This is a genomic window from Streptomyces sp. NPDC101166 (assembly GCF_044768125.1).
Classification (GTDB): Bacteria; Actinomycetota; Actinomycetes; order Streptomycetales; family Streptomycetaceae; genus Streptomyces.
In genome coordinates this window covers 54,657-78,411 of the sequence record NZ_JBIWPF010000009.1, presented here as the reverse complement: position 1 = coordinate 78,411, position 23,755 = coordinate 54,657, and the positions used below count along the sequence as shown (strand labels likewise).

General features: G+C 71.7%; 22 protein-coding genes. 11 read left to right on the top strand and 11 right to left on the bottom strand.

Features of this window, described 5'->3' with window-relative positions:
• Positions 1 to 4: 4 nt before the first annotated feature.
• Complete coding sequence (locus tag ACIRS4_RS17735) at positions 5 to 985, top strand: ATP-binding cassette domain-containing protein (RefSeq protein WP_404196317.1); 981 nt, start codon at positions 5 to 7, stop codon at positions 983 to 985.
• Positions 982 to 1,743, top strand: a complete 762-nt coding sequence (locus ACIRS4_RS17730) for an ABC transporter permease (RefSeq protein WP_404196315.1) — start codon at positions 982 to 984, stop codon at positions 1,741 to 1,743. The genes ACIRS4_RS17735 and ACIRS4_RS17730 overlap by 4 nt, the downstream gene beginning before the upstream one ends.
• Positions 1,744 to 1,781: 38 nt before the next feature.
• Here the strand turns inward: ACIRS4_RS17730 and ACIRS4_RS17725 are convergent, their stop codons facing one another.
• Together ACIRS4_RS17725 and ACIRS4_RS17720 are read right to left on the bottom strand one after the other, a co-directional pair.
• On the bottom strand, positions 1,782 to 3,179 hold the full coding sequence (locus tag ACIRS4_RS17725) for a glutamate decarboxylase (protein ID WP_404196313.1): 1,398 nt from the start codon (positions 3,177 to 3,179) through the stop codon (positions 1,782 to 1,784).
• A gap of 112 nt (positions 3,180 to 3,291) precedes the next feature.
• Positions 3,292 to 4,578 (bottom strand): ion channel protein, encoded by a 1,287-nt coding sequence (locus ACIRS4_RS17720; RefSeq protein WP_404196311.1) that lies wholly within the window; start codon positions 4,576 to 4,578, stop codon positions 3,292 to 3,294.
• 203 nt (positions 4,579 to 4,781) lie between these two features.
• Here ACIRS4_RS17720 and ACIRS4_RS17715 point away from each other — a divergent pair, with 203 nt between their 5' ends.
• The gene (locus ACIRS4_RS17715) at positions 4,782 to 5,546 is read left to right on the top strand and encodes a MerR family transcriptional regulator (protein ID WP_404196308.1); all 765 of its coding nucleotides are present in this window, start codon (positions 4,782 to 4,784) and stop codon (positions 5,544 to 5,546) included.
• A gap of 62 nt (positions 5,547 to 5,608) precedes the next feature.
• Here ACIRS4_RS17715 and ACIRS4_RS17710 read toward each other — a convergent pair whose 3' ends face one another.
• Positions 5,609 to 5,974: a YbjQ family protein gene (locus ACIRS4_RS17710; protein WP_130438436.1), complete on the bottom strand. Its 366-nt coding sequence runs from the start codon at positions 5,972 to 5,974 to the stop codon at positions 5,609 to 5,611.
• A gap of 142 nt (positions 5,975 to 6,116) precedes the next feature.
• Here ACIRS4_RS17710 and ACIRS4_RS17705 point away from each other — a divergent pair, with 142 nt between their 5' ends.
• A complete protein-coding gene (locus ACIRS4_RS17705) occupies positions 6,117 to 6,995 on the top strand; it encodes a DedA family protein (protein ID WP_404196304.1) in 879 nt (292 codons plus the stop codon).
• A 47-nt stretch (positions 6,996 to 7,042) separates the two neighbouring features.
• Here ACIRS4_RS17705 and ACIRS4_RS17700 read toward each other — a convergent pair whose 3' ends face one another.
• Entirely contained in the window at positions 7,043 to 8,707 is a 1,665-nt protein-coding gene (locus tag ACIRS4_RS17700; protein ID WP_404196302.1) for a threonine/serine exporter ThrE family protein, read from the bottom strand.
• Positions 8,708 to 8,881: 174 nt separating this feature from the next.
• Positions 8,882 to 9,373, bottom strand: coding sequence for an inorganic diphosphatase (locus tag ACIRS4_RS17695; RefSeq protein WP_055637912.1), 492 nt, complete (start codon positions 9,371 to 9,373; stop codon positions 8,882 to 8,884).
• Between the two features lie 79 nt (positions 9,374 to 9,452).
• Here ACIRS4_RS17695 and dacB point away from each other — a divergent pair, with 79 nt between their 5' ends.
• The 6 genes from dacB to folE all read left to right on the top strand — a co-directional run bounded on the left by dacB (position 9,453) and on the right by folE (position 17,141).
• Complete coding sequence (gene dacB / locus ACIRS4_RS17690; RefSeq protein ID WP_404196300.1) at positions 9,453 to 11,117, top strand: D-alanyl-D-alanine carboxypeptidase/D-alanyl-D-alanine-endopeptidase; 1,665 nt, start codon at positions 9,453 to 9,455, stop codon at positions 11,115 to 11,117.
• 67 nt (positions 11,118 to 11,184) lie between these two features.
• Entirely contained in the window at positions 11,185 to 12,312 is a 1,128-nt protein-coding gene (locus ACIRS4_RS17685) for a zinc-dependent metalloprotease (RefSeq protein ID WP_404196297.1), read from the top strand.
• A gap of 172 nt (positions 12,313 to 12,484) precedes the next feature.
• Positions 12,485 to 13,546: a tRNA lysidine(34) synthetase TilS gene (gene tilS / locus ACIRS4_RS17680; protein WP_404196294.1), complete on the top strand. Its 1,062-nt coding sequence runs from the start codon at positions 12,485 to 12,487 to the stop codon at positions 13,544 to 13,546.
• Between the two features lie 59 nt (positions 13,547 to 13,605).
• Positions 13,606 to 14,166 carry a hypoxanthine phosphoribosyltransferase gene (gene hpt / locus ACIRS4_RS17675; protein WP_404196814.1) on the top strand — a complete coding sequence of 187 codons (561 nt, stop codon included), beginning with the start codon at positions 13,606 to 13,608 and terminating at the stop codon, positions 14,164 to 14,166.
• A gap of 206 nt (positions 14,167 to 14,372) precedes the next feature.
• A complete protein-coding gene (ftsH, locus tag ACIRS4_RS17670) occupies positions 14,373 to 16,412 on the top strand; it encodes an ATP-dependent zinc metalloprotease FtsH (protein ID WP_404196811.1) in 2,040 nt (679 codons plus the stop codon).
• Between the two features lie 123 nt (positions 16,413 to 16,535).
• On the top strand, positions 16,536 to 17,141 hold the full coding sequence (gene folE / locus ACIRS4_RS17665; protein WP_404196292.1) for a GTP cyclohydrolase I FolE: 606 nt from the start codon (positions 16,536 to 16,538) through the stop codon (positions 17,139 to 17,141).
• Positions 17,142 to 17,185: 44 nt separating this feature from the next.
• Here folE and ACIRS4_RS17660 read toward each other — a convergent pair whose 3' ends face one another.
• The 6 genes from ACIRS4_RS17660 to ACIRS4_RS17635 all read right to left on the bottom strand — a co-directional run bounded on the left by ACIRS4_RS17660 (position 17,186) and on the right by ACIRS4_RS17635 (position 22,346).
• Positions 17,186 to 17,671 carry a DUF3180 domain-containing protein gene (locus ACIRS4_RS17660; protein WP_404196289.1) on the bottom strand — a complete coding sequence of 162 codons (486 nt, stop codon included), beginning with the start codon at positions 17,669 to 17,671 and terminating at the stop codon, positions 17,186 to 17,188.
• 58 nt (positions 17,672 to 17,729) lie between these two features.
• Complete coding sequence (gene folK / locus ACIRS4_RS17655; protein ID WP_404196287.1) at positions 17,730 to 18,341, bottom strand: 2-amino-4-hydroxy-6-hydroxymethyldihydropteridine diphosphokinase; 612 nt, start codon at positions 18,339 to 18,341, stop codon at positions 17,730 to 17,732.
• Positions 18,338 to 18,697 (bottom strand): dihydroneopterin aldolase, encoded by a 360-nt coding sequence (folB, locus tag ACIRS4_RS17650; protein WP_404196284.1) that lies wholly within the window; start codon positions 18,695 to 18,697, stop codon positions 18,338 to 18,340. The genes folK and folB overlap by 4 nt, the downstream gene beginning before the upstream one ends.
• A gap of 256 nt (positions 18,698 to 18,953) precedes the next feature.
• The gene (locus tag ACIRS4_RS17645; RefSeq protein ID WP_404196281.1) at positions 18,954 to 19,514 is read right to left on the bottom strand and encodes a nuclear transport factor 2 family protein; all 561 of its coding nucleotides are present in this window, start codon (positions 19,512 to 19,514) and stop codon (positions 18,954 to 18,956) included.
• Entirely contained in the window at positions 19,511 to 20,428 is a 918-nt protein-coding gene (gene folP / locus ACIRS4_RS17640; RefSeq protein WP_404196278.1) for a dihydropteroate synthase, read from the bottom strand. Before folP ends, ACIRS4_RS17645 begins: the two co-directional genes overlap by 4 nt.
• Before the next feature lie 103 nt (positions 20,429 to 20,531).
• The gene (locus tag ACIRS4_RS17635) at positions 20,532 to 22,346 is read right to left on the bottom strand and encodes a phosphatidylglycerol lysyltransferase domain-containing protein (RefSeq protein ID WP_404196276.1); all 1,815 of its coding nucleotides are present in this window, start codon (positions 22,344 to 22,346) and stop codon (positions 20,532 to 20,534) included.
• A 231-nt stretch (positions 22,347 to 22,577) separates the two neighbouring features.
• Between ACIRS4_RS17635 and ACIRS4_RS17630 the strand changes: the two genes are divergently transcribed.
• Entirely contained in the window at positions 22,578 to 23,702 is a 1,125-nt protein-coding gene (locus tag ACIRS4_RS17630; RefSeq protein ID WP_404196274.1) for an alpha/beta hydrolase, read from the top strand.
• Positions 23,703 to 23,755: the final 53 nt, after the last annotated feature.

Below are 23,755 nucleotides of genomic sequence, written 5' to 3'. Positions count from 1 at the left end.
CGGCATGGCCGACGCGGCGATCATCGTCGAGGACGTGCGCAAGAGGTACGGAGACACCCAGGCGCTGGACGGGCTCGGCCTCACGGTAGCCCGCGGTACGGTCCACGGGGTGCTCGGCCCGAACGGCGCGGGCAAGACCACGCTGGTCAGGATCTTGTCCACGCTGCTGCGGCCCGACGCAGGCCGGGTCGAGGTGGCCGGCCACGACGTGGTCCGGCAGGCCCGGGAGGTCCGGCTGCGCATCGGGCTGCTGGGCCAGCACGCGGCGCTGGACGAGGAGCTGGGCGGCCGCCAGAACCTGGAGATGTTCGGCCGGCTGCACCACCTGGGCGCCCGCCACGCGCGCGTGCGCGCCGGCGAACTCCTGGAGCGCTTCGAGCTCGCCGACACCGGCCGTAAGCCGGTGCGCGCCTACAGCGGCGGCATGCGGCGCCGGCTGGACCTGGCGGCCTCGCTGATCAGGGACCCGGAGGTGCTCTTCCTGGACGAGCCGACGACCGGACTCGATCCGCGCGGGCGCGCCGAGGTGTGGTCCGCCGTCCGCTCCCTGGTCGGCGGCGGCACCACCGTCGTCCTGACCACCCAGTACCTGGAGGAGGCGGACCGGCTCGCGGACCGCATCAGCGTCCTCGACCGCGGGGACGTCATCGCCGGCGGCACCGCGGACGAGCTGAAGTCGCTGACGGGCGGCGACCGGATCGACGTCGTCCTGCGCGACGAGGGACAGCTGGGCGCGGCGCTCGCTCTGCTGCCCGTGGCCGAGGACGCCGTCTCGGTCGACACCGACCGTCGTCTGCTCAGCGCCCCTGTCACCGACCGGATGGCGGCCCTGTCCGGGGTGGTGCGCGCGCTGGAGGAGGCCGGCATCGAGGCGGAGGACGTGGCCCTGCGCCGCCCCACGCTCGACGAGGTGTTCCTGCACCTGACCGGAGTCCGCGACCGTACTGACACCCCTGCCGGCGACCGTGTGAAGGAGGCCGTGTGAACACGTACGCGCTGACCGATTCCTGGACCATGACCCGGCGCGAACTCGCCCACTGGGCACGGCAGCCCGGCCGGGTGGTCGTCGGGCTCGTCTTCCCGGTGATGCTGCTGCTGATGTTCGGCTACCTGGTCGGCGGCGGCCGCGGGGTGAACGGCGACTACCTCGACTACCTGCTCCCCGGCATGCTCGCGCTCACCATGGCCTTCGGCCTGGAGAGCACGATGCTCGCCGTCACCCAGGACGTGAACAAAGGCGTCGTCGACCGCTTCCGTTCGATGCCCATGGCCGACGGCGCCCTCCTGGTGGGCCGTTCGGCCGCCGACATGCTCCAGTCGGCGGTGGGTCTGGCCGTGCTGCTCGCCGTCGCCTGCGCGCTCGGGTGGCGCGCGCACGGCGGCTTCGGGGCCTTCCTGGGCGCGGTGGGACTCCTGCTCCTGTTCCGGTTCGCGATGCTGTGGATCGGCATCCACCTGGCGCTGGTGGCGGGAAGGCCGGAGATGGTCCAGGCCGTGCAGATCCTGGTCTGGCCGGTCGGCTTCCTCTCCAACGCCTTCGCCGCCCCCGAGTCCATGCCCGCCTGGCTGGCCGCCCTCGTCGAGTGGAATCCCATGTCCCACACGGCGACCGCGGTGCGGGACCTTCTCGGCGCCCCCGGCGGAGCGGCCGGCCACATCTGGCCGGCCCTTCTGTGGCCCCTGGCCCTGCTGGCCGTCTTCTTCCCGCTGGCGGTCCGCAGGTTCACCCGCATGAGCCGCTGACCGACCGCCCCGCCGGGACATGCCCTACGGGACAGCCCTTAGTGATGGAACCCGGTCGCCGCCGCCTTGTCCCGGGTCAGCGGGTGAGGCTGGCGGCGCAGTTCCGGCAGGAGCCGGGACAGGTCGTCCACGAACAGGTCGGCCAGGTCGGTCGAGAAGCCGTTGCGGCAGACGACGCGCAGGACGGAGAGGTCCTCCCGGTTCGGCGGGAAGGTGTAGGCGGGCACCAGCCAGCCGCTCTCCCGCAGCCGCCGGGACACGTCGAAGACGTCGTACGACTCCACCTCCGGGGCGGTGGTGAAGGCGAAGACGGGCAGCTCGTCGCCCCGGGTCAGCAGCCGGAAGTCGCCCAGCTCCGCCACCCGGTCGGCGATTCCCCGGGCCACCTCGCGCGCGGAGTGCTGCACGGCCCGGAAGCCCTCCCGCCCGAGCCGCAGGAAGGTGTAGTACTGCGCGACGACCTGCGCCCCCGGGCGCGAGAAGTTCAGCGCGAAGGTGGGCATGTCGCCGCCCAGGTAGTTGACGCGGAAGACGAGCTCCTCGGGCAGGGCGGCGGCGTCGCGCCACAGCGCCCAGCCGACCCCGGGGTAGACCAGCCCGTACTTGTGCCCCGAGGTGTTGATCGACGCCACGCGCGGGAGGCGGAAGTCCCACACCAGGTCCTCGTCGAGGAAGGGCGCGACCATCGCCCCGGACGCCCCGTCGACGTGCACCGGCACGTCGAGGCCGGTGCGCTCCTGGAGGGCGTCGAGCGAGGCGCACAGGTCCGCGATCGGCTCGTAGGAGCCGTCGAAGGTGGAGCCGAGGACCCCGACCACCCCGATGGTGTTCTCGTCGCACAGCTCTGCGGCGGCCTGCGGGTCGAGGTGGAAGCGGTCGCCCTCCATGGGGACCTGACGGGGCTCCACCTCCCAGAAGGTGCAGAACTTGTCCCAGCACACCTGGACGTTGACGCCCATGATCAGGTTCGGCTTGGCGCCGGGCTTCGGGCCGCGCGCGTTCCAGCGCCGTTTGAGGGCCATCCCGGCGAGCATGCACGCCTCGCTCGACCCGGTCGTCGAGCAGCCCACGGCGCCCGAGGGGTCGGGCGCGTTCCACAGGTCGGCGAGCATCGCCACACAGCGCCGCTCCAGCTCGGCGGTGCGCGGGTACTCGTCCTTGTCGATCATGTTCTTGTCCCGGCACTCCGCCATCAGCACCCCGGCCTCCGGCTCCATCCAGGTGGTGACGAAGGTGGCCAGGTTCAGGCGGGAGTTGCCGTCCAGCATCAGCTCGTCGTGGACCAGCTGGTACGCCGTCGCGGGCGGCGTCGGGGCGTCCGGAAGCCGGTGCTTGGGCGGCGACTCGGTCATCCCGCCGACGGGGTCCGCGACACCGTAGAACGGGTTGACGGAGAGCTGGCGCTCGTCGGGGCGGGAACCCTTGTGCAGGGGCATGGACGTCACTCCTCGGCAGACGGAACGGCGGCAGACGGAACGGCGGCAGACGGAACGGCGGGAGACGGAACGGCGGGGCAGGGAACGGACGAGGTGGGGAAGGCGGCGGCGCTCAACGGACCGATGTCCCGTCTTCGCGCAGCTGCATCTGCGGACGGCCCGTGACCAGCAGCCAGGCCGGGAGGGAGGCGACGCACAGCAGGGTGACGATGGTGGGGGAGGCCACCAGGACGGCGGCGACGAAGAGGCTCACCCAGCCCTGCCGGGTGATGGCGAGCAGCACGCCCAGCACGCCGGCGGACACCCCCACCGCGGGATGCACGCCGGGCACGAGCGCGTGGGCGGTGAGACCGAGCGCGGTGCCGACGAAGATGGCCGGGAAGATCCGGCCGCCCCGGAAGCCGCAGGACGCGGCCACGAGCAGCGCCGCCAGCTTCACCACCGTCATCGTGGCGAACTGCCCGGCCGTCCAGCCCTCGGGATCGCTCGCGAGCTCCCCGATCTCCTCCAGCCCCTTGAAGAGCGTCAGATGGCCGCCCACGGCCGCCAGGAGCCCCAGGACGACCCCGCCGACGGGCAGCGCCAGCATCGGGTGCCGCAGTCGCGCGAACGCGGCGTGGACGTAGGGGAAGGCGCGCACGGCGCACAGCGCGAGCAGCGCGCCCGCCGACGCGACCACCACCGCCGACAGCAGGTCGCCGCCGTCCGGGCGGTCGATCGGAGGAAGGTCGAGATCGAAGGTCGGGCGGGCCACCAGGCTGGTCGTGAAAGAACCGGCCGCCGCGGCGACCAGGGGTGCGAAGACGCTGTCCCACAGCGGGCCCTTGGTCTGTCTCCCCGCCATCGCCTCGGAGATCATCAGCGCCGCCGCCACCGGCGTGCCGAACAGCGCGCCGATCGTGGCCGCCTCGGCCAGCAGGGGCCACACCGCGCCCGGCATCCGGGGCACCAGCCGTCGGCCCAGCCAGTAGGCGAGGCCGACGTTCACGGCGATGAGCGGGTTCTCGGGGCCGAGGCTCGGCCCGCCCGCCAGCATCAGCACGGTCGCCACCAGCAGGCCGGGCAGCACGACGGGCGGCAGCACGGGCGCGTCCAGGCCCGTGGTCGCGGGGTCCGGCCCGGCGTGGCCCGGCGCCTTCCACACCACCAGACCGACCGCGATCCCGGTCGCGGTGAGCATGACCATCATCCACAGCACGGAGTAACGGCCGATGCCCAGCGCGTCCGGCAGGTCTCCCCAAAGGACGTCCTGGAAGCGTTCGGCCAGCCCGCTCACGCCGACGAACAGCAGACTCGCCACCACGCCGACGACCAGGGCGGGCAGGATCAACGGCAGCAGCGCGCGCGCCGGGGTCGCCGGAGCGGGGGGCGGTGTCTGCCGCGCGGTGTCCTGAGCCACGGGCTCACCATAAGCGGACAAAACGGACTCAACATCCGGAGCCGGGCCGCCGGTCGGTCCGCCGGGGGGGGTACGGATGGGCCGACGCGGCGGGGAAACCGGCTTGCACCTCACGCCGCGTGAGGTCGCATCGTGGAGCGCGTACCGAGTGCCGCGGCAGGGCGAACGTCGCCTGCCGCGGCCCTGAACAGGGAGCGGACGACGTGAGCTACTCCGTGGGACAGGTGGCCGGCTTCGCCGGAGTGACGGTGCGCACGCTGCACCACTACGACGGCATCGGCCTGCTCGCCCCGAGCGGGCGCAGCCACGCGGGTCACCGGCGTTACAGCGACGCCGACCTCGACCGGTTGCAGCAGATCCTGTTCTACCGCGAGCTCGGCTTCCCGCTCGACGAGGTCGCCGCCCTGCTCGACGATCCGACAGCGGACCCACGCGCGCACCTGCGCCGCCAGCACGAGCTGCTGACCGCGCGGATCGAGAGACTGCGGAAGATGGCGGCGGCCGTCGAACACGCCATGGAGGCACGCACGATGGGCATCGATCTGACGCCGGAGGAGAGGTTCGAGGTGTTCGGCGACAAGGACCCCGAGCAGTACGCCGAAGAGGCCGAACAGCGCTGGGGCGGCACCGAGGCATACGCCGAGTCGCAGCGCCGGGCCGCCCGCTACACCAAGGAGGACTGGAAGCGCATGCAGGCAGAGGTGGCCGACTGGGGCGAGCGCTACGACGCCCTGATGGCCGCCGGGGAGCCCCCGGCCGGGGAGGCGGCGATGGACCTGGCCGAGGAGCACCGGCAGCACATCTGCGGCTGGTTCTACGAGTGCCCGTACGAGATGCACCGGGGCCTAGGCGAGATGTACGTCGCGGACGAGCGCTTCAAGGCGTTCTACGACTCCATGCGCCCGGGGCTCGCCGAGCACCTGAAGGAGGCGATCGACGCCAACGCGGCCCGGCACACACGCGCGTAAAGGGGTCCTGCCGAGGAGCCGCACGGTCCTTTCGGGGCGCCGCACACCGGTGTGGCCCGGGGTCACTCCCGGGCCACGACCACCGCCGTCCCGTAAGCGCACACCTCGGTGCCCACGTCCGCGGCCTCCGTCACGTCGAAGCGGAACGCCAGCACGGCGTTGGCGCCACGCACGCGTGCCTGCTCGACGAGCCGCTCCATGGCCTGGTTGCGGGTCTCCACGAGCGTCTTGGTGAGGCCCTTCAGCTCGCCGCCGATCATCGACTTCAGGCCCGCGCCGATCTGGCTGCCCAGGTGCCGCGAGCGCACCGTCAGCCCGAAGACCTCGCCGATGACCTGCTCGACCCGGTGCCCGGGTACGTCGTTGGTGGTGACGACCAGTACGTCCGGCTGGGGCCCCTGGCCGCCGCCGTAGTCCTCGATGCCCATGTCCACAGGTTTGCCCAAGCGGAGGCACAGTGCATCCTGGGAACGCCTTGGAACCTGGGCGGGGCCGGTTGCGTTGTACGTTTGGGCAGCCAGCCCGGCCCGTACCCGCCAGCCCGTACCCCACAGCAGGAGCCACATCCCCGTGACCACGCTTGCGCTAGGCCCCGAGTGGCTCAGCCCGGACTATCTGATCGAGACCTTCAGCCTGCCCGGCATCCTGCTGATCGTCTTCGCCGAGTCCGGCCTGTTCGCCTTCCTCCCCGGTGACTCCCTGCTGTTCACGGCGGGCCTCTTCGTGGCCGAGGGCCAGTACATCACCCAGCCCCTGTGGCTGGTCTGCACGCTCATCGTGCTCGCCGCCGTCGTCGGCGACCAAGTGGGCTACATGATCGGCAAGTTCCTCGGGCCCAAGCTCTTCAACCGCCCCAACTCCAAGCTCTTCAAACAGGAGAACCTGGAGAAGGCCCACGAGTTCATGGAGAAGTACGGCCCGAAGGCGATCGTCCTCGCCCGCTTCGTCCCGATCGTGCGCACCTTCGCGCCCATCGTGGCCGGCGCCGGCAGCATGAAGTACCGCACCTTCCTCGCCTACAACATCATCGGCGGCGTCGCCTGGGGCACGGGCGTCACCCTCGCCGGGTACTGGCTCGGCCAGATCGAGGTCATCAAGACCAACGTCGAGGCGATCCTCGTCCTCATCGTGCTCGTCTCCGTCGTCCCGATCATCATCGAGCTCCTCCGGGAGCGGGCCAAGAAGAAGCGCGCGGCGGCCCAGCAGCCGGCCCCCGCCCCGCAGCAGGCCCCGGCCCCCGTCATGGACGACGCGACCACCCAGCTCCGTCGCATCGACCAGCACGAGCCGTACGGCCGGCAGGGCGACCAGCAGGACGACTACTACGGCGGCCGGCAGCAGTACCCCCAGCAGGACTGGCAGCCTCAGCAGCAGACCTACGGCGCCCCCCAGAACACCCAGAACCCCCAGAACCAGAACGGCCAGTACCCGTACAACGGCGGCTACTGAGCCCGCGCCTGACGAGGGCGCAGCCCTCCGGAGAGGCTGCGCCCCCCTCAGAAGCCTCGCGTCCGCTTCGCGGCCCGCCGCTTCTCCGCCGACCCGATCCGCAGGAACATCCGCGAGATCTCCGACCCCAGGTTCACCCCGATGGCGATGGCCATGGCCAGCGCCGCGGCCTTCGTCAGGGACACCAGCCCGGCGTCCACCTTGTTCTGGGCGAACGCCAGCAGCCCGAAGTACGTGGCCGAACCGGGCAGCAGCGGACCGATCGCCGCCGTCGTGTACGGCAGCGCCGAAGCGAACCGGTACCGCGCCAGCAGCTGACCGAAGAGGCCCACCACTCCTGCCGCGACCGCCGTGGACGCTACGGGGGAGATGTCGCCGGCGTAGTGCATCGCGCCGAACACCGACCAGGCCACGCCCCCGTTCAGCGTCACGGCGAGCACGGTGGCCCGCTCCTGCTGGAGCAGCACCGCGAAGGTCAGCGACAGCAGCATCGACGCGGCGATCGACCACAGCGGACGCTTGCTGATGCCCAGGGCGGCGTCGGGGTTGAGGTGCGCGCCGAGCTGCACGCCCACGTACAGCATCACCAGCACGCCGAGCACGATGCCGACGAAGAAGTACATGACCTCCAGCAGTCGTGCCGCGGCGGTGATGTAGAAACCGGTCAGACCGTCCTGCACGCCCGCCACCAGCGCCCGCCCGGGCAGCAGCGCGAACAGTCCACCGGTGATGACCGCGGAGGCCTCCACGTCGACGTGCGTCAGCGTCAGCGCGGCCCCGATCGCGGCGGGCGGCATCGCGGCGACCAGGAACTGGTAGAACTCCGGCAGCCCGCGCCCCGCGCACAGCCAGGCCAGCCGGTCGCCGAGCATCGCGCCGAGCGCCGCCGCCACGAACACGATCAGATCGCCGCCGACCAGCACCGAGGCCGCGCCCGCGAGCAGTCCGCTCGCCGAGGTCAGCACCCAGGTGGGGTAGGGGTGCCGGTTGCGCCGTATCTCCGCGAGACGGCGGTAGGCCTCCTCCAGGGAGATCTGCGTCTCGGGGTCGCTGAGGTCGTCGACGAGCTGGAAGACGGCCGCCAGGCGCGTGTAGTCGGTGCCGCGGCGCCGCACGGTCCGTGAGGCCGTCACCGGGTCCTCCACCAGGGAGGGCTGGTAGGAGATCGACAGCAGCGTGAAGGTGACGTTCGGCTCGCAGCGGTCGAGCCCGTAGGAGCGGCACACCGCGAACATCGCGGCCTCCACGTCCTCGGCGCCCTCGCCGCCCGCCAGCAGCAGCTCACCGATACGCAGCGTCAGGTCGAGGACGCGCGGGACGGCCGGGCCCTCATCCTCCTCCGTCTTCGGCGCCCGCTCCGGCGCGGGCCGCTCGGCCACCGGCATGCGCAGCATCGTGCGCATCCGGTCCTGCCAGGGCACGTCCTTGGTGAGGCTGACCACGGGGAAGCCCTCGGCGGGCGTGAACGCGGCCGGGGCGTGCTTGGAGCTGTACGTTCTCGGCGTACTGAACGCCGACCCCTCGGGTTCGCCCGCGACCGGCTGCGGGGCGTCCAGCCCCTGCGGCACGGCGAACTCCGACGTGGTCTCCGACTCGCCTCCCACCCGGGAGACGGCCAGCCCCCGGGGAATCGCGAACTCCGAAGTGATCTCGGAGTCGAACGCGCTCCTCGCCTCGTCCGACTGCGGCTTGCGGTCCTCCGCCTCCGACACTGAGCAACGCTCCCTGAACGACACATCCCGTAGGCCTCAGTATGCGCGGATGACGCACACGTATGCGTGCAGGTCGCAAACAGGCAAGCGAAAGGGCCGCACGCACGCGCGTACGGCCCCCGGGCCCCGTCCTGCGGGGCCTGGCGCTCAGGGCGTCGTCAGGCCCCGGGCAGGTCAGTGACCGCCCTGGTCCTTGAAGCGCTTGTACGACCGCTCGATCTCGGCCTCGGCGTCGGTGCGGCCGACCCAGTCGGCGCCCTCGACGGACTTGCCGGGCTCCAGGTCCTTGTAGACCTCGAAGAAGTGCTGGATCTCCAGGCGGTCGAACTCCGACACGTGGTGGATGTCACGCAGGTGCTCCACGCGCGGGTCGGTCGCCGGGACGCACAGCAGCTTGTCGTCGCCGCCGGCCTCGTCCGTCATCCGGAACATGCCGATGGCGCGGCAGCGGATGAGGCAGCCCGGGAAGGTCGGCTCGTCCAGGATGACGAGCGCGTCCAGCGGGTCGCCGTCCTCGCCGAGGGTGTTCTCGACGAATCCGTAGTCGGTCGGGTAGGCGGTCGAGGTGAAGAGTCGACGGTCCAGGCGGATCCGACCGGTCTCGTGGTCCACCTCGTACTTGTTCCGCGAACCCTTCGGGATCTCGATCGTGACGTCGAACTCCACCGGTGGCTCCTCCATGATCAACACATAGTTCTGGTGGTTAAGTGTCCCTCACGCAGGTGTGTGATCGCGAAAGGGGCTGGTGATCGTGCCCGAGCTGAGGCCGTGGCGCGCCGCGAGACCGCACGTGGTGCGGGCCGTGGACGCCGTACGACCGCGTCTGGCACAAGCCGCAGAGGTCGTACGACCGCGTCTCGCGCGCGCGGCGGCTGCCGCGAAGCCGCAGGTCGTACGGCTCACACAGGCGGCGAAACCGCAGCTCGCGCGGATCACGAGGCCGAAGGCCGGCCGGGCCTGGCAGTACTCCGCGGGTGCGGCGACCGCCGGGCTGGCCCTGGCCGCCGGCGTGGTGACGGTCGCCGGCCCCTGGGACTCCACCGGTCAGCGTACGGCCGAGCGGGACCGGGCCGCCGCACTGGAACGGACGGGTGGCGCAGATCACGGCCGCGGAGGCGATACGTCCCGGGCGTCCGGTGGATCCGATGCGTCCGGAACGTCCGACACGCCGCGGCCCGCCCCGAGCGCCGCGTCCGTCCTCACCGGTCTCGGCGGCGGCCAGACCCCGGTCAGGTCCGCGCCGGGCTCCTCCACGGCCCTCGCGCGCGTGCTGGACCCGCTGCTCGCCGACCCCGCCCTCGGCGCGAGCCGCGCGGCCGCCGTCGTCGACGTCGCCACCGGCCGGCGGCTGTACGGCGCGGGCGCCGACCGGCCGTTCACGCCGGCCTCCACCACGAAGATCGCCACCGCGGTCGCCGCGCTCTCCGCGATGGGCGCCGACCACCGCCTCACCACCCGCGTCGCCCTCGAACCCGGCACCGGCGAAGTGGTCCTCGTCGGCGGCGGCGACCCCACCCTCGCCGGCCGCCGCAACGCCGAGGGCTGGGCCGACCTGACCACCCTCGCCGACGCGACCGCCGCCGCCCTGAAGAAACGTGGCATCACCCGCGCGACGCTCTCCTACGACACCACCCTGTACGCCGGCTCCGAAGTTCACCCCATCGGGGTCAACGACAACCTCGCTCGCGTCACCGCCCTCACCGTCGACGAGGGCCGCACCGACGGCTCCACGAGCGGCCCGGCGGCCCGCGTACCCGACCCCGCGGCCGAAGCCGCCCGCACGTTCGCCGAGGACCTGCGCGCCCGCGGCATCGGCACCACGTCCCCGGGCCCCTCCAAGGCGACCGCGCGCGCGGTGACCCTCGCCTCGGTGTCCTCGCCGCCCCTGTCCGCCCTCGTCGAACGCATGCTGACCAACAGCGACAACGACATCGCCGAGGCCCTCGCCCGGCAGACCGCCGTGGCCGCAGGCGTCCGCCCCGACTTCGCCGGCGCCGGCGAGGCCGTCCAGAGGCAGCTCGCGGGGCTCGGAGTGCCCCTGTCGGGCGCCGTGTTCAGGGACGGCAGCGGCCTCGACCGCGGCGACCGCCTCACGGCGAACCTCCTCACCACGCTCCTCGCCAAGGCCGGCGACCCCGCCCGGCCCGACCTCCGCCCGGCCCTGACCGGCCTGCCCGTCGCCGGCTTCACCGGCACCCTCAGCGCCCGCTACGCCGATGGCGCGGCCGGCATCGTCCGCGCCAAGACCGGCACCCTCACCGGCGTCAACACCCTGGCCGGCACGGCCGTCGACAAGAACGGCCGCCTCCTGGCCTTCGCCGTCCTCACCTCGGACACGACGGACCCCGCGGCGGCCCAGTCGGCCCTGGACCGGGCGGCGACAGCCCTGACGACGTGCGGCTGCACCTGAGAGGCCTCGCGCCATGAGGGGGCTTCGCGCCCTGCCCGCGGTCGCGGGCCTCACGTACGGTTGACACATGACGAGCATCGGTGGTGCCTCTTCCGGGATGGTCGACTGGAATCTCGCGGTGGCGACCGCGACGCGGCTCGTGCGGCCGGGGCCCGACGTGAGCCGGGACGAGGCCCGGGCCGTCGTCGCCGAGTTGCGCCGGCACGCCAAGGCTTCGGAGGGGCACGTCCGGGGCTTCACCGGTCTGGGCACCGAGGAGACCCACGACACCCCCGTCCTCGTCGTCGACCGCCCCGGCTGGGTCCGGGCGAACGTCGCCGGTTTCCGCGAGATCCTCAAGCCCCTCCTCGAGAAGATGCACGAACGCCGCGGCGGTACCGGCGGCACCGTCCTCAGCGCCGTCGGCGGCAAGGTCACCGGCGTCGAACTGGGCATGCTGCTGTCGTTCCTGGCCTCCCGCGTCCTCGGCCAGTACGAGACCTTCGCGCCCGCCGCCCGCGAACTCCCCGGCGGCAACGGCGCCGGCCGGCTCCTCCTCGTGGCGCCGAACATCGTGCACGTGGAGCGCGAACTCGACGTCGACCCGCACGACTTCCGCCTCTGGGTGTGTCTGCACGAGGAGACCCACCGCACCCAGTTCTCCGCGGTGCCCTGGCTGCGCGACCACCTCGAGAGCGAGATCCAGGCGTTCCTGGCGGAGACCGACGTCGACCCCATGACCTTCCTGGAACGCGTCCGTGAGGCCGCCCAGTCCCTCGCCGGCGGCCGCCCCGAGGGCGAGGAGGACGACGGCGGCCACTCCCTCGTCGAACTCGTCCAGAGCCCCGCCCAGCGCGAGATCCTCGCCCGCCTCACCGCCGTGATGTCCCTCCTGGAGGGCCACGCCGACTTCGTCATGGACGGCGTGGGACCGGACGTCGTGCCGACCGTCTCCGAGATCCGCGAGAAGTTCCAGCAGCGCCGCGCCAAGGGCGCCTCCCGGCTGGACATGGCCCTGCGCAAGCTGCTCGGCCTGGACGCCAAGCTCCGGCAGTACAAGGACGGCGAACGCTTCGTGCGGGCCGTCGTCGACCAGGTCGGCATGGACGGCTTCAACCGGGTGTGGACCTCACCGAACACGCTCCCCACCAAGGCCGAGATCGCCAAACCGGCGGACTGGGTCGCTCGGGTGCACCGCAAGGCCGACCCGGCGTGATCCGAAACCGCCGGACGGCAGGCGAACGCCCTCGCAATCACCCGTCCGAGGGACCGTGAGCCTCTCGCAGGCGTGCAATGCTCGGGGAGCGGCCCGGTTCTGTCACCATCTACACACTCTGCGTGACCGGACTCGGGCTCACCCCCGACAACTTCATTGAAGGGAACCGGACATGGGTCCCCATCCTGCGGTCGCGGCGATACGCCTGGCGGTCCGCCGCGTCCTCCACGACATCCTCAACGACCACACCGGCGCCCCCGGAGCCCCGGCCCCCGCCGAGGCCCCTCGCGGCTCCGACGCCCCCGTGCACGAGCGCCCGCACCCGCCGCTCGTGCTCGTCGCGTGCTCCGGCGGCGCCGACTCCATGGCGCTCGCCTCCGCCCTCGCCTTCGAAGCCCCCAAGCTCGGCATCCGCGCCGGCGGCGTCACCGTCGACCACGGCCTCCAGGCCGGCTCCGACCAGCGCGCCGACGAAGTCGTCCTGCGGCTGCGCGAACTGGGTCTCGACCCCGTCGAGGCCATGGCCGTCACCGTCGGCCGGCAGGGCGGCCCCGAGGCGGCCGCCCGCGACGCCCGCTACGCCGCCCTGGACGCCGTGGCCGAACGCCACGGCGCCACCGCGGTCCTGCTCGGCCACACCCGCGACGACCAGGCGGAGACCGTCCTGCTCGGCCTCGCCCGCGGCTCCGGCATCCGCTCCCTGTCCGGGATGGCCGCGGTCTCGGGGGCCGGCGGCCGTTACCGGCGCCCCTTCCTCGCCCTCGACCGGCAGACCGCCCGAAAGGCCTGCATGGCCCAGTCCCTGCCGGTCTGGGACGACCCGCACAACACCGACCCGGCCTACACCCGCTCCCGGCTGCGCCACGAGGGCCTGCCCGCGCTGGAGAAGGCCCTCGGCAAGGGCGTCGTCGAAGCCCTCGCCCGGACGGCCCAGCTCTCCCGTGACGACGCCGACGCCCTCGACGCCTGGGCCGGCCAGGCCGAGTCCTCCGTGCGAGACGCGACGGGCCTGCTGGAGTGCGCCAAGCTCTACGCTCTGCCGCCCGCCGTGCGACGGCGCATCCTGCGCCGCGCCGCCATCGACGCGGGCGCGCCGGCCGGCTCGCTCTTCGCCCGGCACATCGAGGAGATCGACCGGCTGATCACCGGCTGGCGCGGGCAGGGAGCCATCAATCTCCCCGGCAAAGTCGTGGCCCAGCGCCAGGGTGGCAGACTGGTGATTCGGCAAGGCTGAATCCGGACCCCTCCGGCACCGCGTGGAGGGGCGGCCGGCCGGTGGGACGACCGAAAGTGATGCGGGTGGACGCGAAAGACATGGGTGCCGACCTCAAGCAGGTGCTCATCACCAAGGAAGAGATCGACGCCAAGCTCGCCGAGCTGGCGGCGAAGATCGACGCGGAGTACGCGGGCAAGGACCTGCTCATCGTCGGCGTCCTCAAGGGCGCGGTGATGGTCATGGCCGACCTCGCCCGGGCGCTGTCCACCCCCGTCACCATGGACTGGATGGCCGTGTCCTCGTACGGCGCGGGCACCCAGTCCTCCGGTGTGGTGCGGATCCTCAAGGACCTCGACACCGACATCAAGGGCCGGCACGTCCTCATCGTCGAGGACATCATCGACTCCGGGCTGACCCTGTCCTGGCTGCTGTCCAACCTCGGCTCGCGCGAGCCCGCCTCCCTCAAGGTGTGCACGCTGCTGCGCAAGCCCGAGGCCGCGAAGGTCGCCATCGACGTCGAGTGGGTCGGCTTCGACATCCCCAACGAGTTCGTCGTCGGTTACGGCCTCGACTACGCCGAGAAGTACCGCAACCTCCCGTTCGTCGGTACGCTCGCGCCCCACGTCTACGGCGGTTGAGCCGTACGGGCGGGGTCCGGTGACCAGACGGCCCAAGCCCTGTAGGACGACCGGGAACCCCAGCGGGTTTCGCACCGTTGGAGCTTGCAGACGGGTACGCCGACCTTCCAGTGCGGCTTCGCGCGACAATGCTGGGGTACCGTCAGAAGAACTGTCTTATCAAACTCACTATGGCAGGAGGGACGGGGCGGCACCGCTCCGTATGGATGGACGTGAAGCGATACTTCCGTGGGCCGGTCATGTGGATCGTGCTGGCCGTCCTTGCCGTGGTCGTGTTGATGCAGGTCGTCGGCTCGTCCGGCGGCTACAAGACGGTGGACACCGGCCAGGTCGTGGCAGCGATCAACGACAACAAGGTCGAGTCGGCCAAGCTGACCACCGGTGACGATCAGATCGTCAAGATCACCCTCAAGGACGGCGAAAAGGTCGAGGGCAGCTCCAAGGTCCAGGCCAGCTACATCGGCGACCAGGGCGTGACCATCGCCAACACGCTGCAGACCAAGTACCAGGACAAGCAGATCCCGGACGGCTACACAGTGTCGCCGTCCAAGCAGAACCCGATCGTGGGCATCCTGCTCACGCTGCTCCCCTTCGTCCTCATCGTCGTCGTCTTCCTGTTCCTGATGAATCAGATGCAGGGCGGCGGCTCCCGGGTCATGAACTTCGGCAAGTCCAAGGCCAAGCTCATCACCAAGGACACCCCGAAGACGACGTTCTCCGACGTCGCCGGTTCGGACGAGGCCGTCGAGGAGCTGCACGAGATCAAGGAGTTCCTGCAGGAGCCTGCGAAGTTCCAGGCCGTCGGCGCCAAGATCCCCAAGGGCGTTCTGCTCTACGGGCCTCCCGGCACCGGCAAGACCCTGCTCGCACGCGCCGTCGCCGGCGAAGCGGGCGTCCCCTTCTACTCGATCTCCGGTTCCGACTTCGTCGAGATGTTCGTCGGCGTCGGCGCCTCCCGGGTGCGCGACCTCTTCGAGCAGGCCAAGGCGAACGCCCCGGCGATCGTCTTCGTCGACGAGATCGACGCGGTCGGCCGCCACCGCGGCGCCGGCCTCGGCGGCGGTCACGACGAGCGCGAGCAGACGCTGAACCAGCTGCTCGTCGAGATGGACGGCTTCGACGTCAAGGGCGGCGTGATCCTCATCGCCGCGACGAACCGGCCCGACATCCTCGACCCGGCCCTCCTGCGCCCCGGCCGCTTCGACCGTCAGATCGCGGTCGACCGCCCGGACATGCAGGGCCGTCTGGAGATCCTCAAGGTCCACCAGAAGGGCAAGCCGGTCGCGCCGGACGTCGACCTGTCGGCCGTCGCCCGCCGCACGCCCGGTTTCACGGGCGCCGACCTGTCGAACGTGCTGAACGAAGCCGCGCTCCTCACCGCGCGCAGCGACAAGAAGCTGATCGACAACCAGATGCTGGACGAGGCCATCGACCGCGTCGTGGCGGGCCCGCAGAAGCGGACCCGGATCATGTCGGACAAGGAGAAGAAGATCACCGCGTACCACGAGGGCGGACACGCCCTGGTCGCGGCGGCTTCCCCCAACTCCGACCCCGTCCACAAGATCACGATCCTGTCCCGGGGCCGCGCCCTCGGTTACACGATGGTGCTCCCGGACGAGGACAAGTACTCGACCACCCGCAACGAGATGCTCGACCAGCTCGCCTACATGCTGGGCGGCCGGGCGGCCGAGGAACTGGTCTTCCACGACCCGACCACGGGTGCCGCGAACGACATCGAGAAGGCCACCACCACGGCCCGCGCGATGGTCACGCAGTACGGCATGACCGAGCGGCTCGGCGCCATCAAGTTCGGCGGCGACAACACCGAGCCCTTCCTCGGCCGTGAGATGGCTCACCAGCGCGACTACTCGGAAGAGGTCGCCGCGCTGGTGGACGAGGAGGTCAAGAAGCTCATCGAGAACGCGCACAACGAGGCCTGGGAGATCCTGGTCGAGAACCGCGACGTCCTCGACAACCTCGTGCTCCAGCTGCTGGAGCGGGAGACGCTGGGCAAGGAGGAGATCGCCGAGATCTTCGCCCCCATCGTCAAGCGCCCGCCGCGGCCCGCGTGGACGGGCTCCTCGCGGCGCACGCCGTCCACCCGCCCGCCGGTGCTCTCCCCCAAGGAGCTCGCACTGACGAACGGCGCGAACGGCGCGTCGCCGGCGATCAGCACCGCCAAGTCCACCGCGTCGGATCCGGCGCCGGTGGCCGAGCCGGCCCCCGAGGAGCGTCCCGAGAACTGACGCTCCGCCCGGAATGAATGCCACGCCCCCCAAGGTTCTAGCCTGGGGGGCGCGGCGTTTCCGCATGCCCGCAGCTCAGGCGCGTGACCCACGCGCGCGACCCGCACAGGAACGAGAGACCAGATGACCGACCCCGTGACGCTGGCCGGCGAGGGCCCGATCGGCGCGTTCGACGCGAAGCGCGCCGAGAACGCCGTACGAGAACTGCTGCTCGCAGTCGGCGAGGACCCGGACCGGGAGGGCCTCCGCGAGACGCCGGCCCGGGTGGCGCGGGCTTACAAGGAGATCTTCGCGGGGCTGTGGCAGCGGCCGGAGGACGTGCTGACGACCACGTTCGACCTGGGGCACGATGAGATGGTGCTCGTGAAGGACATCGAGGTCCTGAGCAGCTGCGAGCATCACCTCGTCCCCTTTGTCGGGTTCGCCCATGTCGGCTACATCCCGTCCGCCGAAGGCAAGATCACGGGGCTCTCGAAGCTGGCCCGGCTCGTGGACGTCTACGCCCGGCGTCCTCAGGTGCAGGAACGGCTCACCACGCAGGTCGCCGACTCCCTGATGGAGATCCTGGAACCCCGGGGAGTGATCGTCGTCGTCGAGTGCGAGCACATGTGCATGTCGATGCGGGGGGTGCGCAAGCCCGGAGCGAAGACCATAACGTCGGCGGTCCGCGGTCAGCTTCGCGATCCCGCGACCCGTAACGAGGCCATGAGCCTGATCATGGCGCGCTGACGCCTACGCGTCCGGCGGCGGCCACGGCGTGGTCCTGGCCGCCGTCACGCCGTGGAGGCGGCTCCCGTGTTGTCGTCGTCGTCTTCGGGGAGCTTGCAGACCCGCTCCAGGAACATGGCCGCCGCTATGACGGCGATGCCGGCCACGACGGAGAAGGCGGCGTAGACCGCCTGGTCGCGGCGGGCGGGCATGTCCAGGGACTCCAGCAGGAAGACGCCGGTGCCGCCGTACATGCCGGCGACGAGGGCCGCCACCAGGGCGCTGGCGTGGCCGAAGACGACGGCGCGGGCCGCCATCAGGGGGTCGACGCCCTTGGCCTCGGGGCGGCGCTCGCGCTGCGCCTTGAGGCGGGCGCGCAGGGAGAGCGCCGTGGCCAGCAGGATCGCGGCGATCACGGCGAGCGCGATGGGCGCCGCCAGCGGAACGCCGGGGAGCGTCCCGAGCGAGTTCCACAGGCGGGCGCCCGCCCAGGACAGGACGCCGGCGACGAGGAAGACGCCGACCAGCGTCCTGATGCGCAGCTCTCTCACGGTGTCCCTTCGGTTCCCACGGGGCTGTGGTCGTCGCGGCCCTCGTCGACCTTAACGACTACTCGGGCAGCCTGAGTTCCAGGTCCCCCCGCGCTTGCACACCCTCGCGGGTGACCGCGTCGAGCAGGTCGGCGACCGCGCCCCGGCCGGGGACGCGGGCCTCGGGGTCCACGTCGTGCCACGGCGCGAGGACGAAGGCCCGCTCATGGGCGCGGGGGTGCGGGAGCGTCAGGTGCGGGTCGTCGGAGACGACGTCGGCGTACGCGACGATGTCGACGTCCAGCGTGCGCGCGCCCCAGCGCTCGTCGCGCACGCGGTGGAAGGCCTCCTCGACCGCGTGCGCCCGCTCCAGCAGCGAGGACGGGGGCAGGGTCGTCTTCAGCACGACGACGGCGTTGAAGTAGGGCGGCTGGCTGCCGGGCTCGACGCCCCACGGCTCCGTCTCGTACACGGGGGAGACTGCCTTCACCCGTACGCCCGGGGTGTCCTCCAGGGCGTCGATGGCGCCCTGGAGGGTCTCCAGGCGGTTGCCGAGGTTGGAGCCGATGGCGACGACGGCCCGTTTCGGGTTGTGGAGCGTGGTGTCGGCGGCGTCGACCTGCTCGACGACGGAGGCGGGTACCGGCTGTACGGTCGGGTCGCTGTGACCCTCGGTGAAGGACGCGGTCATGCTCGGCTCCGGGTGATGGTGACGGTCACGTCGTCGAAGGGGACCGTGATCGGCGCGTCCGGCTTGTGGACGCAGACCTCGACCTCCTGGACCCCTTCGTGCTTCAGGCAGACCTGGGCGATGCGCTCGGCGAGCGTCTCGACGAGGTCGACGGGATCCCCCTCGACGACGGCGACGACTTCCTCCGCCACGATGCCGTAGTGCACGGTCTTCGCCAGGTCGTCGTCGGCCGCGGCCGGACGGGTGTCCAGGCCGAGGGCGAGGTCCACGATGAAGGTCTGGCCCTCTTCGCGTTCCCTGGGGAACACGCCGTGGTACCCGCGGGCCTTCAGGCCGCGCAGCGCGACACGGTCCACGCGAATCCTCCTGCAATCGTCGGTGACGGCCGGTTCGTCCGTGTGCGGGCGTCACACCGGCCTCGGACGAATCTACCCGCGAGCACTGACATCGCCGGGCCACGGGACCCTCGGCGCCGGACCGGACGTCAGAGGTTCACCGTGCGTTTCCCCTGGGGAGGCCGGTGGCTCACGGGCTGATAGCCGCCCCTACCCGCGAGTTCGTGATTCCAACCACTTCTTGGTCCCTTCGGCGTTCCGCGGGGCCCTCGCGCGCTCAAGCGAGGGGCTGCCCGCCACCGTCGTCGCCGTCCTCACCGTTGACGCCGTTCTCGCCGTTGGCGTTCTCCGGGCCCTCGTCGTCGTCGGCTTCGGCCAGCACGGGAGAGGCGTGGTGCGACCACAGCTTCCAGCCGTCGGACGTGCGGCGGAAGACGTTCGTGGCGACCACCAACTGGCCCACGAGCGGCCCCAGCTCCTCGCCTTCCTCCGGCGCGGGACCGCCGCTGAGGATGTTCTCGGTGCAGGTCACCAAGGCGGTGTCGCCGGTCACGGACACATGCACGTCGGTGAGGAAGAACTGGATGTAGTCGGTGTTCGCCATGATCAGCGCGTACGACCGGAGCACCTCGCCGCGGCCGGTCAGCACGGGCCAGCCGGGATGCACGCAGGAGACCACGCCGGTGTCCGCCGGGTCGTGGTACTCCTCGTCGACGCCCAGGTCGGCGGGTGTGAGCCAGAACGAGGACACCGACTCGAAATCGCCGCGCTCCAGCGCCTCGTAGAAGGCGGTGTTGGCGGCCTCGACCTGCTCGACGTCCGTGTGCGGGGCGCTCACAGGGCTCCCTCTGCGCCGTCGCGGAGGGTGGCGTGGCCGGTCGCGCGGTGGTGCGTGCGCGCTTCCTCCACGGCGTGCGCGACCCGTACGGCGTCGGCCGTCGCGCGCACCTCGTGCACACGGACCGCCCACGCGCCCGCGTGCGCCGCGAGGGCGGAGACGGCGGCGGTGGCGGCGTCGCGTTCGCGCGCGGGGGGCGGGGAGCCCTGCGGGCCTGCCAGCACCCGGCCGAGGAACCGCTTGCGAGAAGCGGCGACGAGCAGCGGGCGGCCGAGGGTGTGGAGCCGGTCCAGGCAGGCCAGCAGCGACAGATCGTGGTCGGCCTCCTTGGAGAAGCCGAGGCCGGGGTCGACGACGACGCGGTCGGGTGCGACGCCGCCGGCGACGACGGCGTCCACGCGCGCGTGCAGTTCGTCGACGACTTCGCGGACGACGTCCTCGTAGACGCCCCGGACGTTGCCGCCCTCCAGGAAGCCGCGCCAGTGCATGACGACGAAGGGGGCGCCCGCGTCGGCGACGACCGGGATCATCTCGGGGTCGGCCAGTCCGCCGCTCACGTCGTTGACGAGGGCGGCGCCGGCGGCGAGGGCCCGGGCGGCGACGGAGGCGCGCATGGTGTCGACGGAGACGACGACGCCCTCGGAGGCGAGCCCGCGGACGACGGGGACGACACGGCGCAGTTCCTCGGCCTCGTCCACGCGGGCCGCTCCGGGGCGGGTGGACTCGCCGCCGACGTCGACGAGGTCGGCGCCCTCGGCGACCAGGTGGAGGCCGTGCTTGACGGCGGCCGTCGTGTCGAAGAAGCGGCCGCCGTCGGAGAAGGAGTCGGGGGTCACGTTGACGACGCCCATGACCGCGCAGCGGTCCCACTCGGGAAGGCCGTCGACGTGCCCGCGTCCGCTCTGCTTGCTCATACGTTCAGCGTAGGCCCAGCGGCGTGCCGGGACGGTGTGCGGCCCGGTCGGACGCCCCTGGTGGGGCGCTCCGGCCGGGCCGAGGTCCAGGGCGGCAGGGCGGCTACGCGGCCCGCATGTCCTGTTCGCGCACCCGCTCCGCCGCGACGTGCGCGCACGCGCGCGGTGCGGCGGTGCGGCGGCGCAGGAAGCGCGGCAGGGGGAGGGCCAGAGTGACGAAGCCCTCGGCCTGCATGGCGGCGAAGCCGATGCGGGGCAGGTCGGCGGAGGCCCGGTAGACGACGAAGCGGGGCTCCCAGCGCGGCTGGAACTTGGCGTTGAACTTGTACAGCGACTCGATCTGGAACCAGCGCGAGAGGAACACCAGCAGGCCGCGCCAGGCACGCAGCACGGGGCCCGCGCCGATCTTCTCGCCGCGGGCCAGCGCGGAGCGGAACATGGCGAAGTTGAGGGACACGCGCGTGATGGCGAACTTCGGCGCGGCCTGGAGGGCGGCGACGATCAGCAGTTCGTTCATGCCCGGGTCGGCCGAGCGGTCCCGGCGCATCAGGTCGAGGGAGACGCCGTCCGTGCCCCAGGGCACGAAGTGCAGGATCGCCTTCAGATCGCCGTACTCGCCCGGCTCGGCGTCGGCCTTGTGGGCGGTGGCGATGAGGCAGTCGCCGTCGGCGGGGTCGCCGACACGGCCGAGGGCCATGGAGAAGCCGCGCTCGGTGTCGGTGCCCCGCCAGTCCTCGGCGGCGCGCCGGATGCGCTCCAGTTCGGCTTCGCCGAGGTCACGGACACGACGGACCCGGGTCTCGTAACCGGCGCGCTCGATGCGCTTGACCATCTGGCGCACGTTGCGCATCGCGCGGCCGGCAAGCGAGAAATCCGCCACGTCCACCACCGCCTCGTCGCCCAGCTCCAGGGCGTCGAGTCCGGTCTCGCGGGTCCACACCTCGCCGCCCGTCTCCGAGCAGCCCATGACGGCGGGGGTCCAGGAGTGGGCCTTGGCCTCGTCCATGAAGCGCTCGATGGCGCCGGGCCAGGCCTCGACGTCGCCGATGGGGTCGCCGCTGGCGAGCATCACACCGGAGACGACGCGGTAGGTCACGGCCGCCTTGCCGCTGGGGGAGAACACGACGGCCTTGTCGCGGCGCAGCGCGAAGTGGCCGAGGGAGTCGCGGCTGCCGTGCTTGGCCAGCAGGGTGCGCAGCCGGGACTCGTCCTCCTCGGTGAGGCGGGCCGCCGGGTGCTCGGGCCGGAAGGCGAGATAGATGGTGGTGACCGCGGTGATCCAGCCCAGGGCGCCGAGGGAGAAGGCGACCGTCCAGGAGGTGTTGCCCTGGTAGTCGACGGGGCCTTCGAAGCCGAACAGGCCGTACAGCACGTGGGTGATGCGGTCGGCCAGGCTGGGGTCGCCGATCAGACGGCCGGGGTGGGCGCTGACGATCACCATGCCCAGCATGAGCGAACCCGCGCCCATGAGGACGAAGTTGGCGAGGGCGCGCCAGCGGCTGCGCGGGTCGGGCAGCGCGGCGAACTGGTCGCGGTGGACGAGCAGCGGTATCAGCAGCGCCAGGGAGATCAGCGCGCCGACCACGGAGTGCCGGTAGGTGAACTGCGCGACGGCGCCCGCGGGGAGGAGCACGACGGCCGCGCGCCACGCGCGCCGCTTGCCGCGCTTGAGGCCGTGCGCGAGCAGCAGCAGCAGGACGCCCGCGCTGAGCGACATGGCGGCCGCGAACGGGCCGAAGGATCCGGGCAGGACCTCGGCGATGGTGTGCATCCTGCTGTGCCGGAACCGGGGGAACACCCCTGCGGCGACGTCCAGCAGACCCACGAGGGCGCACGCCCTGCTGACGAGGACGGGCACGGCCTCGGGGCGTGGGCCCCGGATCAGTCGGCGCACCTTGCTCGGAACCCCGCCCGACATTTCCTCATCTTCCCTGACAGACATCGCATCCCGTAGTTCCGCGAGAGACATGGAGATCCGGGCCCGATCGGGCATCCGGCGACTTTGCGTCCTCTAGGACGGTGTCTCGGGGAGAGAGGTTCACTCGCCTCGTCAAAGCCGCCGAAAAGGCCATGGAAAGTCCGGGAAAAGCCCTCGCGAAGGAGCGGGGCGGACGGGAACCCCGGCGGAGAGCGCAGGCAGGAACACCTCATGGGTCTCACGAGCAACGCAACGCTGTGGACGACGGCCGCCGCCGCCCTACTGCTGTTCGCCGGCACGGTGTGGCAGTGGCCGCGACTGGCCGGGCGCGGCTGGCGGGCCGTCACCGGGCGCGTCGGTCTGCTGCTCGCCACGCAGGTGGCGCTCTTCGCGGCGGTGGGGCTCGCCGCCAACCAGGCGTTCGGCTTCTACGCCAGCTGGGCCGACTTGTTCGGGCAGGAGAACGACCAGGGCGTCGTCGTCGACCACGCGGAGGACGGCCGGCCGTCGGGACCGCTGCGCGTCGTCGACACGCGTCGTCTGGCGGGCGGGGGCCAGACGAGCACGAGCGGGCAGATCCAGCAGGTCACCGTCGCGGGCCGGACGACGGGCATCAACTCACCCGCGTTCGTGTACCTGCCCCCGGAGTACTTCGACCCGCAGCAGCGCACGCGTACGTTCCCCGCGGCCGTCATCCTCACGGGGTACCCCGGCACGGCCAAGGCGCTCGTCGACAAGTTGGAGTACCCGCGCACCGCGCGGGAGCTCGCCAAGGCCGGCCGTATGGAACCGACGATCCTGGTGATGCTGCGGCCGACGGTGGCGCCGCCGAGGGACACCGAGTGCGTGGATATCCCGGGCGGGCCGCAGACCGAGTCGTTCTTCGCCAAGGACCTGCCGGAGGCGGTGGCGGCGCACTACCGGGTGAACAGGAAACCGGGCAGCAGATGGGGCGTCATAGGCAACTCCACGGGCGGCTACTGCGCCCTGAAGCTGGCGATGCACCATCCCGACGTCTTCGCGGCGGGCGCCGGACTGTCGCCGTACTACACCGCGCCGTCCGACCCGACGACCGGCGACCTCTTCCACGGCGACAAGACCCGGCGCGCCGAGGCCGATCTGCGCTGGTTCATCAAGCACCGGCCCGCGCCCGACACTTCGCTGCTCGTCACCAGCAGCAAGGTCGGGGAATCCGACTACAAGCCCACGATGAAGTTCATCGACCAGGTGAAGGCGACGAAGAAGACGAGGATCTCGTCGATCATCCTCGAAAGCGGCGGACACAACTTCAACACCTGGCGGAGGGAGATACCGGCGACCCTGGAGTGGGTCAGCGGACGGCTGAGCAGCCCGTGACGCCGGGCCGTGGAGGCGGTCCAGCAGAAACGATCTTGTGAGTTCGCCGAATT